13 protein-coding genes and 1 rRNA gene are annotated in these 15125 nt (G+C 73.9%); 6 read left to right on the top strand and 8 right to left on the bottom strand.

What is annotated here, in order from left to right; all coding sequences use genetic code 11:
* Positions 1–13 precede the first annotated feature (13 nt).
* Together ACFVX9_RS04320 and hpf are read right to left on the bottom strand one after the other, a co-directional pair.
* The gene (locus tag ACFVX9_RS04320; RefSeq protein WP_079135841.1) at positions 14–772 is read right to left on the bottom strand and encodes a response regulator transcription factor; all 759 of its coding nucleotides are present in this window, start codon (positions 770–772) and stop codon (positions 14–16) included.
* A 205-nt stretch (positions 773–977) separates the two neighbouring features.
* Positions 978–1670, bottom strand: coding sequence for a ribosome hibernation-promoting factor, HPF/YfiA family (hpf, locus tag ACFVX9_RS04315; protein WP_380376983.1), 693 nt, complete (start codon positions 1668–1670; stop codon positions 978–980).
* Between the two features lie 370 nt (positions 1671–2040).
* Between hpf and ACFVX9_RS04310 the strand changes: the two genes are divergently transcribed.
* Positions 2041–2760, top strand: a complete 720-nt coding sequence (locus tag ACFVX9_RS04310) for a ComF family protein (protein WP_380376984.1) — start codon at positions 2041–2043, stop codon at positions 2758–2760.
* A gap of 77 nt (positions 2761–2837) precedes the next feature.
* Here the strand turns inward: ACFVX9_RS04310 and ACFVX9_RS04305 are convergent, their stop codons facing one another.
* From ACFVX9_RS04305 to mtrA, 3 genes are all read right to left on the bottom strand, one after another.
* Positions 2838–4703, bottom strand: coding sequence for an LpqB family beta-propeller domain-containing protein (locus tag ACFVX9_RS04305; RefSeq protein ID WP_380376986.1), 1866 nt, complete (start codon positions 4701–4703; stop codon positions 2838–2840).
* Complete coding sequence (mtrB, locus tag ACFVX9_RS04300) at positions 4678–6714, bottom strand: MtrAB system histidine kinase MtrB (RefSeq protein WP_244293445.1); 2037 nt, start codon at positions 6712–6714, stop codon at positions 4678–4680. The genes ACFVX9_RS04305 and mtrB overlap by 26 nt, the downstream gene beginning before the upstream one ends.
* A gap of 70 nt (positions 6715–6784) precedes the next feature.
* Positions 6785–7462 carry an MtrAB system response regulator MtrA gene (gene mtrA / locus ACFVX9_RS04295; protein ID WP_030247322.1) on the bottom strand — a complete coding sequence of 226 codons (678 nt, stop codon included), beginning with the start codon at positions 7460–7462 and terminating at the stop codon, positions 6785–6787.
* A 288-nt stretch (positions 7463–7750) separates the two neighbouring features.
* Here mtrA and ACFVX9_RS04290 point away from each other — a divergent pair, with 288 nt between their 5' ends.
* From ACFVX9_RS04290 to ACFVX9_RS04270, 5 genes are all read left to right on the top strand, one after another.
* Positions 7751–8926, top strand: coding sequence for a hypothetical protein (locus tag ACFVX9_RS04290; RefSeq protein ID WP_380376989.1), 1176 nt, complete (start codon positions 7751–7753; stop codon positions 8924–8926).
* A gap of 5 nt (positions 8927–8931) precedes the next feature.
* Complete coding sequence (locus ACFVX9_RS04285; RefSeq protein WP_063349151.1) at positions 8932–9591, top strand: DUF4129 domain-containing protein; 660 nt, start codon at positions 8932–8934, stop codon at positions 9589–9591.
* Entirely contained in the window at positions 9588–10820 is a 1233-nt protein-coding gene (locus ACFVX9_RS04280; protein WP_387980336.1) for a DUF4350 domain-containing protein, read from the top strand. The genes ACFVX9_RS04285 and ACFVX9_RS04280 overlap by 4 nt, the downstream gene beginning before the upstream one ends.
* Before the next feature lie 101 nt (positions 10821–10921).
* Positions 10922–11842, top strand: a complete 921-nt coding sequence (locus ACFVX9_RS04275; protein WP_380343635.1) for an AAA family ATPase — start codon at positions 10922–10924, stop codon at positions 11840–11842.
* A gap of 28 nt (positions 11843–11870) precedes the next feature.
* Complete coding sequence (locus ACFVX9_RS04270) at positions 11871–13181, top strand: DUF58 domain-containing protein (RefSeq protein WP_380376994.1); 1311 nt, start codon at positions 11871–11873, stop codon at positions 13179–13181.
* 86 nt (positions 13182–13267) lie between these two features.
* Here the strand turns inward: ACFVX9_RS04270 and ACFVX9_RS04265 are convergent, their stop codons facing one another.
* The 3 genes from ACFVX9_RS04265 to rrf all read right to left on the bottom strand — a co-directional run.
* Entirely contained in the window at positions 13268–14413 is a 1146-nt protein-coding gene (locus ACFVX9_RS04265) for an RNA polymerase sigma factor (RefSeq protein ID WP_387980447.1), read from the bottom strand.
* A gap of 8 nt (positions 14414–14421) precedes the next feature.
* Positions 14422–14829 (bottom strand): YciI family protein, encoded by a 408-nt coding sequence (locus ACFVX9_RS04260; RefSeq protein WP_063351357.1) that lies wholly within the window; start codon positions 14827–14829, stop codon positions 14422–14424.
* Between the two features lie 204 nt (positions 14830–15033).
* Positions 15034–15125, bottom strand: a 5S ribosomal RNA gene (rrf, locus tag ACFVX9_RS04255); the annotation flags it as partial.

The following is a 15125-nucleotide window of genomic DNA, read 5'->3' as shown; positions in this document are numbered from 1 at the left end:
GGCGCAGCCACGGTCACCCTATTTCGAGGATCTTCTCGCGCATCGCGTACACCACGGCCTCCATCCTGGAGTGCAGTTGGAGCTTCTCCAGGATGTTGCGCACGTGGTTCTTCACGGTGTTCTCGCTGATGAACAGCTCCTTGGCGATCTCCCGGTTGTTCATCCCGGTCGCCACCAGCTTGAGCACCTCCAACTCCCGGTCGGTGAGCCGGGGTGCGGGCACCAGGTCCCGGTCGTCGGAGCGGCGCTGGATCATCGACTTGAACTCGGTGAGCAGCTTGGACGCCATCGACGGGCTGATCTGGGACTGCCCGTCGGCGACCGCGCGGATCGCGGTGGCGACCTCGTCGGTGGAGATCTCCTTCAGCAGGTAGCCGGTGGCTCCCGCCTTGATCGCCTCGTAGAGGTCGGCCTCCTCGTCGCTTATCGTCAACATGATGATCTTGGTGCTGGGTGCCACGTCCTTGATCGCGGTGCAGGCCTCGATCCCGCTGCGGCGCGGCATCCGGACGTCCATCAGGATGATGTCCGGCAGCAGGTCGGCAGCCTTCAGCACGGCCTCGGCGCCGTCGCCGGCCTCGCCGACGACCTTGATGTCCGGCTCCTCCGCGAGCACGATCTCCAGCCCCCTGCGGAACAACGCGTGGTCGTCCACCACCAGCACGCGGATCGGCTCACCCCGGTGCGGCGCGTACGCGGGTTCCTCCTCCGGTCCCGGTGACAGTCCGGTGACCGGCCCCGTAGCGGGCCCCAGCCCGAAGTGATCCCCCATCCGCTCCTCCCCCTTCGCGGGTCGTCGTGCGCCAATCATTCCACGCCGCGCGGCCGTTGCGGTCACCCTCCGACGCCGCCGTTCCGCATCGGGTGACCTCCCGGGCCGGCCCTCGACTCCCGCTCCAGCCGCCCTGCCCCGAAACGCCGGTGACCCCGGCGGACTCGGCCGCCGGGGTCACCCCTCCAGGATTGTCTTCGGACGGTCAGTCCTCGTCGTCGCTTTCGCCGATCGCCCCGCCCGCGCCACTACCCGCGCCGACCGACCCGTCGGTCTGCAGGTGGATGACGCCGTAGTGGTAGCCGTGACGGCGGTAGACGACGCTCGGCAGGCCGCTGTCCTTCTCCACGAAGAGGTAGAAGTCGTGGCCGACCAGTTCCATCTCGTACAGCGCCTGGTCCAGCGCCATGGGGGCGGCCGGGTGGGTCTTCTCCCGGACCACCAGCGGGCCTTCGCCCTCCACTTCCAGGGATCCCATCATGGTCTTGCGGACGGCCCCGTTGGTCTCGCCCTCCGGCGCCGCCGTGTCCGGCAGCGCGGCCAGCGCCGCGGTCGCCTCGGCGACACTGATGGGGGTGCGGCCGTTGCCGCCCTTGTGCACTCGGCGCCGGTCCGCGGACTTGCGCAGCTGGGCGTCGAGCTTCGCCGAGGCCAGGTCGAGCGCCGCGTACGGGTCGGCGGCGGCGGCTTCGGCCCGGATCACCGGCCCACGGGTACGGAGAGTGATCTCCACCCGCTCGGACCGGTCGGCCTGCCGCGGGTTGTGCTCCTTGGACACCTCGACGTCGAGGCTGATCACCTTGCCGTCGAACTTCTGGACCTTCTCCAGCTTCTCGGCCACGTGCTCGCGGAACCTCTTGGGCACCTCGGTCTTGCGGCCCTTGACGACGATGTCCACGCAGAACTCCGATCCCTCGTGCTGACGCCGATCCGGGTGCTACCGGACCGGACTGAGACCCAGCTGGACCAGCCCATCCACTGCCGGCCCCCCGCCCCCGCCGCCAGCGGCGGGAAACGACTGGCCCTCACCTCACTTCCTCCCCACCAGGGACGGTTGAAACCCCTTGGAGCTTTATCGAACACCTCACACGGGGTTTTCGCCTCCCCAGGCGCGGAGTCGGGTATGACCCGATACTGCGGGCGGGCGGTCAAGCTGTTGGACCCTGTCTACCCTCCTGCGAGTGAAGCACGGGTAAATACCTGGACAACACCCCCCGTACGGCGCATCCTTTGCTCACTCTCCGTGCCTGCCGTCGCCAGGAGCAGCCGTGCCACCACCCTCCGCCCCCACCCGTCCACCGTCCGCCCAAGGGCCGTTCGGCCACGCACTGGCCGGACTGCTGGACGTCCTGGTCCCGGCCCGCTGCGCCGGCTGCGGCGCCGAGCGCACCCAGCTCTGCCCGGCCTGCCGGCACGCGCTGGCCGCCACCCGGCCCGGCCCCACGCTGCTGCCCTGGGCGCACTCCGCCGCCCCGTACGCCGACCCCGTCCGGCAGTTGCTGCTCGCCCACAAGGAGCGCGGCGCGCTGCGGTTGGCGGGCCCGCTCGGCGAGGCGCTCGGCCGGGCCGTCCGCTCCGCCCTGGGGCCGCGTGCCGGGGCCGCGCCGCTGCTGCTGGTCCCGATGCCCTCGGCCCGTTCCGCCGTCCGCGCCCGCGGCCACGACCCGACGCTGCGGCTGGCCGGGGCCGCCGCCCGCTCGCTGCGCCGGTCCGGCCTGGACGCCCGGGCCGAGCCGCTGCTGCGGCACGCCCGCCCGGTCGCCGACCAGGCCGGGCTGAGCGCGGCCGAGCGCCACCGCAACCTGCACGGCGCGCTCACCGTGCTGCCGCGTGCCCGGCGCGACCTGCTGGGCTGTCAGCCGGTCCTGGTGGACGACCTGGTGACCACCGGTGCCAGCCTCGCCGAGGCGGCCCGGGCACTGGCGGACGCCGGACTGCCCGCCCGGGCGGGCGCCGCGGTCGCCGCCACCGCGCACCGGCCCGGCTGAGGCACCGAGCGGCCCGACGGGGCACCAGGGGGTCGGGGCCTCGGGGAACGGGGCGTCAGGGCCTGGCCGGCGGGTTCCTAGCCCGCGTAGAAGAAGGACCCGGCCTTGTCGGCCAACTGGACCTCGCGCCACTGACTGCCGATCAGGCGGTAGATCGCGCCTCCGGCCGCCGCGAGCACCGCCGGCGCCTGGGCCAGGACGTTGCCCCGGGACTCGGAGGCCGAGACGGTGAGCATGTTCTCGGCCTGCAGCGTGGTGTCGGCGCTCTGCGTACCGTCGGTGCCGATGTAGTACAGCTGCTTGATCCGGTCGGCCTCCTTGCCGAGCACCAGCAGCTGGTCGGCCTCCGCCCAGGAGACCGAGGCGACGTCGGTGAGCGAGGGGGCCGCCCGGCGCAGGCCGGTGATCCGCGCGGTCGGCGCCTCCGGGGTGCCGCCGTGCACCACCAGGCCGAAGTACAGCGAGCGGCTGGGCACGCCCGCGGTCTTGACCACCAGGGCGGCCCGGGCGCCGTCCGAGGAGATCTTCAGGGCCTGTACGGTCTGCCCGTCCAGCCCCTCGACCGCGACGGGGTACGTCCGGTTGCCGCGGACCATCACCACCCGCGGGCCCTGCGGGTTGCGGTCCACCACCCAGAGGTCGCCGCGGCCGTCCCAGCTGGGCGAGGCGAGGCCGTCTTCCTTGTCGGCGGTCTTCACCGGCGAGGTGAGCACCGGGTCGGGCAGCGCCACCGCGCTGTCCGCCAGCGGCACCGAGTAGAGCTGGTGGCCGTCCCCGCTGATGGCGGCGGCCCGGGAGCCGTCCCGGTTGACGGCCGTGGTGCCGAGCGGCGCCTTGCCGGCGGGCTGCGGCTTGCCGAGGACGCCGCGCACCGGCTCGCCGTTGCGCTGCTCGTCGGTGACCATCAGCAGGCCGTTGTCGGCGCGCTGGTAGTACTGCTGCGCGGGCAGCGGCCCGGCCAGGGCGCCGGGGCCGGTGGCCGGCAGGTCGTTGCGGCTGGCGAAGCAGTTGCCCCGCTGGCCCTTCAGCTCAAGCCGTTCGACCTGTCCCTTGCCCTGGTCGGCGAGGGTGTAGAAGAGCTGGGTCGCCATCCGCCGGCAGGACACCGGTTCGCTGACGTCCGCCCCGCCGAGCTGCACGTGGGCGATCCGGCCGTCGTCGACGCTCACCCGGTCGACGCTGACGCCGCTCGGGAAGGACGTCCGGGCGACCGGCGCGAGCCAGGTCGAGGGCCCGGCGACCAGGGCCTTGGCGGCGGCGGTCAGCGGGTCTATCCGGCGCCGCAGGTAGATCGGGTCGGGGATCAGGACCTGCTGGCCGGCGCTTCCGGTGACGGTCGAGGACGGGTCCGGCGTGGTGTAGAAGTACCGGTCGACCTGGCGGTAGCTGTTGTTGAAGTTGGTCTCGTTCATGATCACGCCGGCCGGCAGCCTGTCGATCCGCCACTCGCCGTCCTTCTCCCGGACGAGGGTGAAGTCGGCCGAGACGTCCCGCTGCCCCTCGGCCAGGTACGAGTGCTTCTCGTCGATCCTGGCGATCAGCGAGCCGGTCACCGTCGCGGAGACGCTGGTGTCGGTGTCGGCGATCTCCTGGCCGGCCGGGAGGTTCGGGGTGGCGGCGGAGAGCACCTGGATGCCGGCGTCCGGGTTCCAGTGTGCGGAGGCGTTCTCGGTGAGGTACTGGCGCGCGGTCTCGTACCCCTCGTCGGCGGTCACCGCGTCCAGGAACCCGGTCAGCAGGGCGCGCGGCTTGGCGCCCTTGGCCGGCGCCACCGGGTAGACCTTGGCCTGCAGGTTCTTGTCGGCCGCCCCCTGCGACAGCTCCACCCTGGAGATGCCGCCGGAGTCCGGCATGGCCGCGCAGCCGCTCGCCACCAGGGCGCCGAGCACCACGCCGGCCACCGCCGTGAACCGCGGCTCAGTCCTGCTGCTCGTCCTTCGCACGCTGCGACCCCTCCAGGTCCGTCCCGCCCATCCCACCCGTCACGTCCGGCTCCGCCGTCCGCTGTGCCACCGACGGCCGTCCGGGCGTCGGGTCCACCATCACCTGGGCGCCGGTGGCACCGTACCCGGTCCCCGCCGTCCGGACGTCCGAGGGGTCCGCGCGCGGCCCTTCGGGCAACCGGCGCTTGCCCAGGTCGGGGCCGATGTTCAGCACCCCGCCGAGCCCGCTGCCGAAGCCGTTGACGGGCCCCTCCGGCGTCTCCGCCTGCTCCTCGGCCGCGGTCATCGCGGTCGCGCCGGCCGGGCTGATCGCCCGCCGGTACGGCGCGCCGTAGGTGCCCAGGCCCCGGTTGTTGCGGGAGTCCTCCGGCTCCAGCCGGAACGGCGCCCGGCTGATCTCGCCGCCCCGGGTACGCGGCAGGGTGAGCCGGAAGTGCGAGCCGCCGCCGGGCTCGCCCCAGGCCTGCAGCCAGCCGCCGTGCAGGTGCGCGTCCTCGACCGCGATGGACAGGCCGAGGCCGGTGCCGCCGGTGGTCCGCACCCGGGACGGGTCGGCCCGCCAGAAGCGGTGGAACACCCGGGACGCCTCGCCCGGCTTGAGGCCGATGCCGTAGTCGCGCACGCCGACCGCGACCGCGCCGTCGGCCGAGCCCAGCCGGACCACCACGTCGCGGCCCTCGCCGTGCTCCAGGGCGTTGACCACCAGGTTGCGCAGGATGCGCTCGATCCGGCGGGAGTCCACCTCGGCGACGACCGGCTCGCCGTCGCCGCGGATCACCACCGCACTGCCCTTGGCCTGGGCCAGCGGGTCGGCGGCCTCCACCACCCGGGCGACGATGTCGCGCAGGTCGACCGGCTCGCCGTCCAGGATCGCGGCGCCGGCGTCGAAGCGGCTGATCTCCAGCAGGTCGGCGAGCAACGACTCGAAGCGGTCCAGCTGGCCCTGCAACAGCTCCGCCGAGCGGGCCGCCATCGGGTCCAGGTCCTCGCGGCTGTCGTAGATGAGGTCCGCGGCCATCCGGACCGTGGTCAGCGGGGTGCGCAGCTCGTGCGAGACGTCCGAGACGAAGCGCCGCTGCACCCGGGACAGCTCCTCCAGCTGGCGGATCTGCGCCTGGAGGGCATTGGCCATCCGGTTGAACGACTCGCCGAGGCGGGCGATGTCGTCCGTGCCGGTGACCTTCATCCGCTCTTCCAGGTGCCCGTCGGCGAGCCGCTCGGAGATGCCCGCGGCCATCCGGACCGGGGTGACCACCTGGCGCACCACGACCCAGGCGATGCCGCCCATCAGGATCACCACGAACACGCCGGCGGTCGCCAGGGTGCCGGTGATCAGGTCGAGGGTGTCGGTCTCCTGGCCGAAGGAGAACACGTAGAACATCTGGTAGCTGTTGCCGGCCGGGCCGGTGAACTGCATGCCGAGGGCCAGCCCGGGCTCGGTCCGCTCGTCGGCCCGGTGGATCCGGGCCGGCTGGTCGAACATCTGGCCGGGCTCGGAGTGGACCCTGTCCCGCAGGGTGTCGGGGACGCTGCTGGGCAGGATGTCGCCCGAGAAGCGCGGCGCGAAGCCGTTCTCCGGGACGATGGCGTCGGTGCCGGCGGCCATCGCGATCACCGAGTAGACGGTCTGCCCGCTCGCGGCCAGGTCGTTGACCTGGCGCAGCAGCCAGGTGCCGGTCTCCTCGATGGTGGGGTCGGGCGTGGCGCCGACCCGCAGCCGCTGGTCCTTCGCCTCGTCGATCTTCTTCAGTTCCGCCTGGAACCCGATCCTGGCCTGCTCGCGGGCGGCCGCCATCTTGGTGCCGAGCAGGCCGGTGCGCACCTGCGCCATCACGACCACGCCGAGCACCAGGACGACCGCGATGGACGCGAGCAGCGAGACCGCCACCACGCGCAGCTGGATCGACCGGCGGTACAGCGCCGTCACCCGGCGCGCGGGCCGACGCAGCTGACGGGTCAGCAGCGCGAACGCGGCCGCCCGGCGCCGGCGGCGGGTGGTCGAACTCAGCACGGACCCGCGAACCGCGTCGGCCCCGTCGGTCGCGGAACCCGACGGGGCTTCGTCAGCCAGGTGCGTCACGTCAGCTGGGTCCGGCCTTGTAGCCGACGCCACGGACGGTCACCACGATCTCGGGGCGCTCCGGGTCCTTCTCGATCTTGGACCGCAGGCGCTGCACGTGGACGTTGACCAGGCGGGTGTCCGCCGCGTGCCGGTAGCCCCAGACCTGCTCCAGCAGCACCTCGCGGGTGAACACCTGCCAGGGCTTGCGGGCCAGCGCGACCAGCAGGTCGAACTCCAGCGGGGTCAGCGGGATGCCCCGGCCGTCCCGCTTCACCGAGTGGCCGGCCACGTCGATCACCAGGTCGCCGATGGTCAGCTGCTCGGGCGTCGGCTCCTCGGCACGGCGCAGCCGGGCACGTACCCGGGCCACCAGCTCCTTGGGCTTGAACGGCTTGGTGACGTAGTCGTCGGCACCCGACTCCAGGCCCACCACGACGTCGACCGTGTCGGTCTTCGCGGTCAGCATGACGATCGGAATACCGGACTCCGCCCGGATCTGCCGGCAGACGTCGATACCGTCCCGACCGGGCAGCATCAGGTCGAGCAGGACCAGGTCCGGCTTGGTCTCCCGGAACGCGGCTAGCGCCCTGTCTCCATCCGCGACGAAAAACGGCTCAAAACCCTCACCACGCAGCACGATACCGAGCATCTCGGCCAGTGCGGAGTCGTCATCAACGACGAGGACGCGTCCCTTCATGCGTCCATCCTCTCATTACCGCATTGTGACCTGCCGCACAGCAGTGCCAATGCTCCACAACGGCCAACTCCCCCCACCGGTTAATTCCGGCCATACCGGGCGAATGTGCCCGGTCGGAACACCTTCGAACGGTCCACGACCCACCGCCCGACCACCGGAAGGCCCCCGTTTCCGATCAGCGGCCGGATACCCATGGGGCCTCCCCAGGCCCCATGGCACGATGGGCGCTGCGCGCGGGCGAAAGATCCGCCCGGAACCGCGCCCGTGACGCCCCTCCGAGGAGCAGTGATGACCGACACTCCGGGCTGGGCCTCGCCCGGCTCGCCCGAGCCGCCCCGCGACGACGCCCGGCCCCCGGCCGACGCGCCCGCCGCCGTGCCCGGGCCGTCGGCACCACCGCAGGGCGCCCCCGCCCCGGCCCCCGGCTGGAACGGCCAGCAGGCCCGGCCCGACTGGAGCCGGCCCGCACCGGGCGGCCACCACCCCTACGGCTGGGGCGCTCCGCAGAGCCCCAAGCCCGGCGTCATCCCGCTGCGCCCGCTCGGACTCGGCGAACTCCTCGACGGCTCCGTCGCCACCATCCGCAAGCACTGGCGGACGACCCTCGCCCTCTCCCTCGGCATCGCCGTCGTCGAGCAGGCCGGCAACGTCGCCGCCCAGCTGCTGGTCAAGGGCAAGACCGGCCCCGCCACCCAGGTGACGACCATGCTCGCCTCGATGCCGCTGACGGTGCTGCTCGGCGTGGTCGCCACCGCGCTGCTCACCATGGTCGTCAGCCGCGCCGTCCTCGGGCAGTCCGCGACCGCCGGGGACGCCTGGCGCGACGCCCGCCGCCGGCTGCCGCAGCTGCTCGGGCTGACCCTGCTCACCGGCCTGATGTCCGGCGGCGTGGTGCTGCTCGGCTTCAGCCCCTGGTACTTCTACGCCACCGGCTCGGCGGGCGACCCCGGGACGGAGGCCCTCCTCTTCCTCGTCGGCATCCTGACCATCCCGGTCGGGTTCTGGCTGTGGATCCGGTTCAGCCTGGCCGCCCCCGCCCTGATGCTGGAGAAGCAGGGCGTGCGGACCGCACTGTCCCGCTCCCGGCGCCTGACCCTCGGCTCCTGGTGGCGCATCTTCGGTATCTCGCTGCTCGGCGAGGTGCTGACCTTCATCGTCGCCATGGTCATCGCGATCCCGTTCCGCTTCGCCGGACTCGTCCTCGGCTTCAGCGACTTCGACCGCCAGGTCGACCTCACCGCGGCCCACGAGCCCACCGCGATGCTGATCACCACCGCGATCGCCGGCATCATCGCCGCGACCCTCACCATCCCCTTCCGGGCCGCCCTCGGCGTCCTCATCTACATCGACCAGCGGATCCGCCGCGAGGCCCTGGACATCGAACTCGCCCGCGCCGCCGGCCTCGCCGAGCCCGGCGCCACCGGCTGGGGCGACCAGGCCGGCCGACCCCCCGCGAGGCACTGACCCGGATGCCTACCTGGGGGGACAGGCTCCTCGTCGCGGACGGCGCCCCGGTCACCGTCCCGCGTGACCCGGCCCGCGACGCCGCCCGCGACGAACTGCTCAACGCCGAGTACCACAAGCACGACCCGAGCGTCCTGGAACGGGTCATGACCTGGCTCAACGACCACATCACCGACGCGCTCGACAGCATCTCCGGCAACGGCACCAGCGGCACCACCGGCCTCGTGCTCTTCCTGATCGTCGCCCTGCTGATCGGCGCCGCCCTCTGGTGGCGCCTCGGCGCGCCACGGCGCGCGGCCCGCACCGTCCTCGACGTCTACGGCGTCGAAGGACCGCGCGGCGCCGGCCAGTACCGGGCCGACGCCGAACGGCACGCCGCCGCCGGGCACTGGAACGAGGCCGTCCGCGCGCAGATGCGAGCCCTGGTCCGGGCCCTGGAGGAACGCACCCTGCTCGACGTCCGCCCCGGCCGCACCGCCGACGAGGCCGCCACCGAGGCCGGCCGGGCCCTGCCCGACCACGCCGCCGCCCTGGCCGCCGCCGCCCGCACCTTCGACGACATCGCCTACGGCGAGCGCACCGCAGACCAGGCCGCGTACCAGCTGCTGCGCGAGCTCGACCGGACCCTGGAACGCGCCCGCCCGGCCCTGGGAGGAGCGGCATGACCAGCACCACCCCCGCGCCGCCCGCGCCGCAGCCGCCCGCCAGTCCTGCCCCCGACGAGACGGCCACGACCAGCCTCGCCCTCACCGGCCGCGGCCTCTGGCGCCGGGCCCGCTGGTACCTGCTCGTCCTCGCCATCCTGCTGATCGGCGCCACCGCCGTGGCCGCCCTCGGCCAGGACCGCCGCTACCCGCCGCTCGACCCGCGCTCCTACGACCAGGACGGCACCCACGCCGTCCTCGCGCTGCTCGAACACCAGGGCCTCAAGGCCGACCTCACCACCGACCTCATCGGCCACCCGGGCGGCGCCGACACCCTCGTCCTGCCCGAGCCCGACCTGCTCGGCCCCGCCGAACTGCGCGCCGTCGCCGCAGCCCGGCACAGCCGGCTCGTCCTCATCGCCCCCGGTCCGGCCGCACTCAGCGCCCTGGCCCCCGGCATCCGCCCCTCCGACGAGGACGGCGGGCCCTCCTACGCCTCCGTCCGCAGCACCGCCGCACAGTGCCCGCTCACCGAGGCCGTGCGGGCCGGCAGCGCCGAGATCGGCGGAATGCTCTACACCAGCGGCAGCCGCGGCGCCGGCTGCTACCCACGCGGCCACGGCTACCCGCTGGTCAGCGCCCCGACCGCCGGCGGCGACGTCATCGTGCTCGGCACCGGCGCCTTCCTGCACAACGAGCAGCTCGCCAAGGACGGCAACGCCGCCCTCGCCCTCGGCCTGCTCGGCTCCCAGCCCCGCCTCACCTGGCACCTGCCCGACTACAGCGTCCCGCCCGCCCAGGGCACCCGGGACAAGACCTTCGGCGACTACATCCCGGACGGCTGGCGCTGGGCCGGCTACCAGCTCGCCGCCGCGGCCGTCCTGACCGCCCTGTGGCGCGGCCGCCGACTCGGCCCGGTGATCAGCGAGAACCTGCCCGTGGTGGTCCGCGCCGCCGAGACCACCGAGGGCCGCGCCCGGCTCTACCGCCGCGCCAAGGCCCGCGGCCGCGCCGCCGAGGCCCTGCGCCGGGCCGCCGCGCACCGCCTCGCCCCCGCCCTGGGCGTCCCGCTCCACGTCGGCGCGCCCGACCCCGACACCCTGTGCGCGGCCGTGGCCGACCGCCTCCCCGAGCAGCCCGCCGGCGACGTCCGGGCCCTCCTCTTCGGCCCGCCCCCGACCGACGACGCCGCACTGCTGCGGCTCGCCGACGACCTCGACGCCCTCGAAAGGCAGGTACGGAACCCGTGACCGAACAGGCCACCGCCACCCCGTCCAGCACCCCCGGCGCGGCGGCTGCCACCCCGGGCACCCCCGACGCCGCCGTCGACCCGCGCGCCGCACTCACCGCCCTGCGCGCCGAGATCGGCAAGGCCGTGGTCGGCCAGGACGCCGCCGTCACCGGCCTCGTCGTCGCCCTGCTCTGCGGCGGCCACGTCCTGCTGGAGGGCGTCCCCGGCGTCGCCAAGACCCTGCTGGTCCGCACCCTGTCCACCGCGCTCAACCTGGACACCAAGCGCATCCAGTTCACCCCCGACCTGATGCCCGGTGACGTCACCGGCTCCCTCGTCTACGACGCCCGGACCGCCGAGTTCTCCTTCCAGCCCGGCCCGGTCTTCACCAACCTGCTGCTCGCCGACGAGATCAACCGCACCCCACCGAAGACCCAGGCCGCCCTGCTGGAGGCCATGGAGGAGCACCAGGTCACCGTCGACGGCGTGCCGCGCGCACTGCCCGTCCCGTTCCTGGTCGCCGCGACCCAGAACCCGGTCGAGTACGAGGGCACCTACCCGCTGCCCGAGGCCCAGCTGGACCGCTTCCTGCTCAAGCTGGTCCTGCCGCTGCCCGACCGGGACCAGGAGTTCCAGGTCCTGTCCCGGCACGCCGCCGGCTTCGACCCCCGCAACCTCGCCGCCGCCGGCGTCCGCCCGGTCGCCGGGCCCGCGCACCTCGCCGCCGCCCGCGAGCAGATCGCCAAGCTGACCGTCTCCCCCGAGATCCTCGCGTACATCGTCGACCTCTGCCGGGCCACCCGGCAGTCCCCGTCGCTGTCCATCGGCGTCTCGCCGCGCGGTGCCACCGCCCTGCTGGCCGCCTCGCGCGCCTGGGCCTGGCTCGCCGGCCGCGACTACGTCACCCCCGACGACGTCAAGGCCCTGGCCCTGCCCACCCTGCGGCACCGCGTCGCGCTGCGCGCCGAGGCCGAGATGGAGGGCGTCACCGCCGACTCCGTCATCCAGGCCGTCCTCACCCAGACGCCCGCCCCCCGCTGAACCACCCGTTCCCGAAGGAGCGCACCGCATGGCCCTCACCGGGCGAACCGCCCTGCTCGCCGCGCTCGGCACGCTCGTCGTGGGCCTGTTGCTGCCGTCCTGGGCCGGGATCGGCCTCGTCACCGGCACCGTGCTGCTCGCCGCCGTGATCGACCTGGTGCTCGCCGCCCCCGTCCGCAGCCTGGAACTCGGCCGGGGCGGCGACACCACCGTCCGGCTCGGCGAACCCGCCTCCGTCGAACTGACCGTCACCAACCCCTCCGGGCGGCCCCTCCGAGCCCGGATCCGCGACGCCTGGGCCCCGTCCGCCTGGCGGCCGGGCACCGCCGAGGCCGCCTCCCGGCACACCCTGCACGTCCCCGCCGGCGAGCGGCGCCGGGCCGTCACCGCACTCACCCCGACCCGCCGCGGCGACCACCACGCCCGGCGGGTGACGGTCCGTTCGCTCGGGCCACTCGGCCTGGCCGGCCGCCAGGGCTCGCACCACCTGCCCTGGACGGTCCGCGCCCTGCCCCCGTTCAACAGCCGCAAGCACCTGCCCTCCCGGCTCGCACGGCTGCGCGAACTCGACGGCCGCACCTCCGTCCTGACCCGCGGCCAGGGCACCGAGTTCGACTCCCTGCGCGAGTACCTACCCGGCGACGACGTCCGCTCCATCGACTGGCGGGCCAGCGCCCGCCGCAACACCGTCGCCGTCCGCACCTGGCGCCCCGAACGCGACCGGCACATCCTCGTCGTCCTCGACACCGGCCGCACCTCCGCCGGCCGGGTCGGCGACGCACCCCGCCTCGACGCCGCCCTCGACGCCGCCCTGCTGCTCACCGCCCTCGCCACCCGCGCCGGCGACCGCGTCGACCTGCTCGCCCACGACGCCCGCAAGCGCGCCGCGGTCGCCGGCAGCTCGCCCAGCGAGATCCTGCCGGCCTTCACCCACGCGATGGCCTCCCTCCAACCCGCCCTGCACGAGACCGACATGCGCTCACTGGTCTCCACCGCCCTCAAGATGGCACCGCACCGCTCGCTGATCGTCCTGCTCACCGGCCTCGACACGGCCCCGGTCGAAGACGGCCTGCGCCCGCTGCTGCCGCTCCTCACCAAGCGCCACGAGGTGGTCCTGGCCTCCGTCGCCGACCCCCACCTGGACGCCCTCGCCGCCGGGCGCGGCACCCTGGAGGCCGTCTACGGCGCCGCCGCCGCCGAACAGACCCGCGCCGACCGCCGTGCCACCGCCGACCTCCTCAGCCGCCACGGCGTCACCGTCCTCGACGCCTCCCCCGCCCAGCTCGCCCCCGCCCTCGCCGACACCTACCTCGCCCTCAAGGCCGCCGGCCGCCTCTGAGCCCTCGCCGTACGGACGGTCCCGTCGGGTGGTCCCGTTCCTTCAACGGGCAGACCGTGGTGACGTCGCGTCAACCTACTGGTCCGTCAGCGACGCCGACGGGCGTTGAGCCGGGCGGCCCGGCGCATCAGGTGGTCGCGCTCGGCGAGGTCGGGGGCCCGGTGGGCCGCCTCGGCGTACAGCCGGGCCGCCGTCTCCAGGTCGCCGTCGCGCTCGTGGAGGTACGCCGCCACCGCCGTGTGACGGGGCAGCGAGCCGTCCAGCTCCCCGAGCGCCGCCAGCCCGGCGCGCGGTCCGTCGGCCTCACCGACGGCCACCGCGCGGTTGAGCCGGACGACCGGGCTCTCGGTCAGGCGGGCGAGCTCGTCGTACCACTCGACGATCTGCACCCAGTCGGTCTCCTCGGCGGTGGGCGCGTCGGCGTGGAGCGCCGCGATGGCGGCCTGGGCCTGGAACTCGCCCAACCGGTCGCGGCCGAGGGCCGCTTGCAGGATCCCGACACCCTCGGCGATCAACCCGGTGTCCCACCGGCCACGGTCCTGCTCGGCGAGCGGCACCAGGCTCCCGTCGGACGCGGTCCGGGTCCCACGCCGGGCATGGTGGAGCAGCATCAGGGCGAGCAGCCCCGCCACCTCGGGGTGCTCGATCGCCTCCGCGAGCTGCCGGGTCAACCGGATGGCCTCGGCGGCGAGGTCGACGTCCCCGGAGTAGCCCTCGTTGAAGACCAGGTAGAGCACGCGCAGCACGGTGGCGACGTCGCCGGGCCGGTCGAACCGCACCCCCGAGACGGTCCGCTTGGCCCGGCTGATCCGCTGCGCCACGGTCGCCTCGGGCACCAGGTAGGCCTGGGCGATCTGGCGGGTGGTCAGCCCACCCACGGCCCGCAACGTGAGCGCGACCGCCGACGACGGCGTCAACGACGGGTGCGCGCACAGGAAGTAGAGCTGGAGCGTGTCGTCCACCGCGGACGCGGGCCCCGGCGTCGGTTCCTCCTCGACCCGGTCCTCGCGTCGGCGGCGGGCCGCGTCCGCCCGGGCCCCGTCGAGGAACCGGCGCCAGGCCACGGTGACCAGCCAGCCCTTGGGGTCCCGCGGCGGGTCGGCCGGCCAGACGCGGACCGCCTCGACCATCGCGTCCTGCACGGCGTCCTCGGCCGCCGCGAAGTCGGCTCCGCGGCGGACGAGGATACCGAGCACGCTCGGCGTGAGGCTCCGGAGCAGGACTTCGTCCACCGGAGAGGTCACTCGGTGACGGTGGGCGGCGCGGCCAGGAACGGACGCAGCTCCAGCCACTCGTGGATCGGCCGCCCGCCCGCCCCGGGAGCGGCCGACAGTTCCCCGGCCAGCTCGACGGCGCGCTCGTAGCTGTCGACGTCGATCACCATCCAGCCGGCGATCAGGTCCTTGGTCTCGGCGAACGGGCCGTCGGTCACCGGCGGGCGCCCCTCGCCGTCGTACCGGACGAACGTCCCCTCGGGAGCGAGTGCCTGGCCGTCGACGAACTCGCCGGTCTTCTCCAGCCGGTCCGCGAAGTCCTGCATGTACCGCACGTGCGCCGAGATCTCCTCGGGCGTCCATCGGTCCATGGGCACGTTGTTGACCGGAGCCGGGGCGCCTCGGTAGTGCTTGAGCAGCAGGTACTTGGCCATGATGTTCTCCTCGGTACTGGTGCGACCCATTGTGGCCGCGTCCACCCCGAGGACGGAGCCAGCCACGGGTTCTCGACATGGCCGGCCGAACTTTTTTGAACTTTCGTGGGGACTTTCGTGGGGCCCTGGTGAGGTGCTCCCGTGGGCCGGAAACGCAAAGAACCCCCATCCGGTTTCCCGGATGGGGGTTCTCTGTGAATGATTGTTCGGCGGCGTCCTACTCTCCCACAGGGTCCCCCCTGCAGTACCATCGGCGCTGTAAGGCTTAGCTTCCGGGTTCGGAATGTAACCGGGCG

The organism is Kitasatospora sp. NPDC058243, from assembly GCF_042882025.1.
In the GTDB taxonomy this organism is placed as follows: Bacteria; Actinomycetota; Actinomycetes; order Streptomycetales; family Streptomycetaceae; genus Kitasatospora.
Note: the sequence above shows the minus strand (reverse complement) of the source record. Positions and strands in the feature narration are given on the sequence as shown.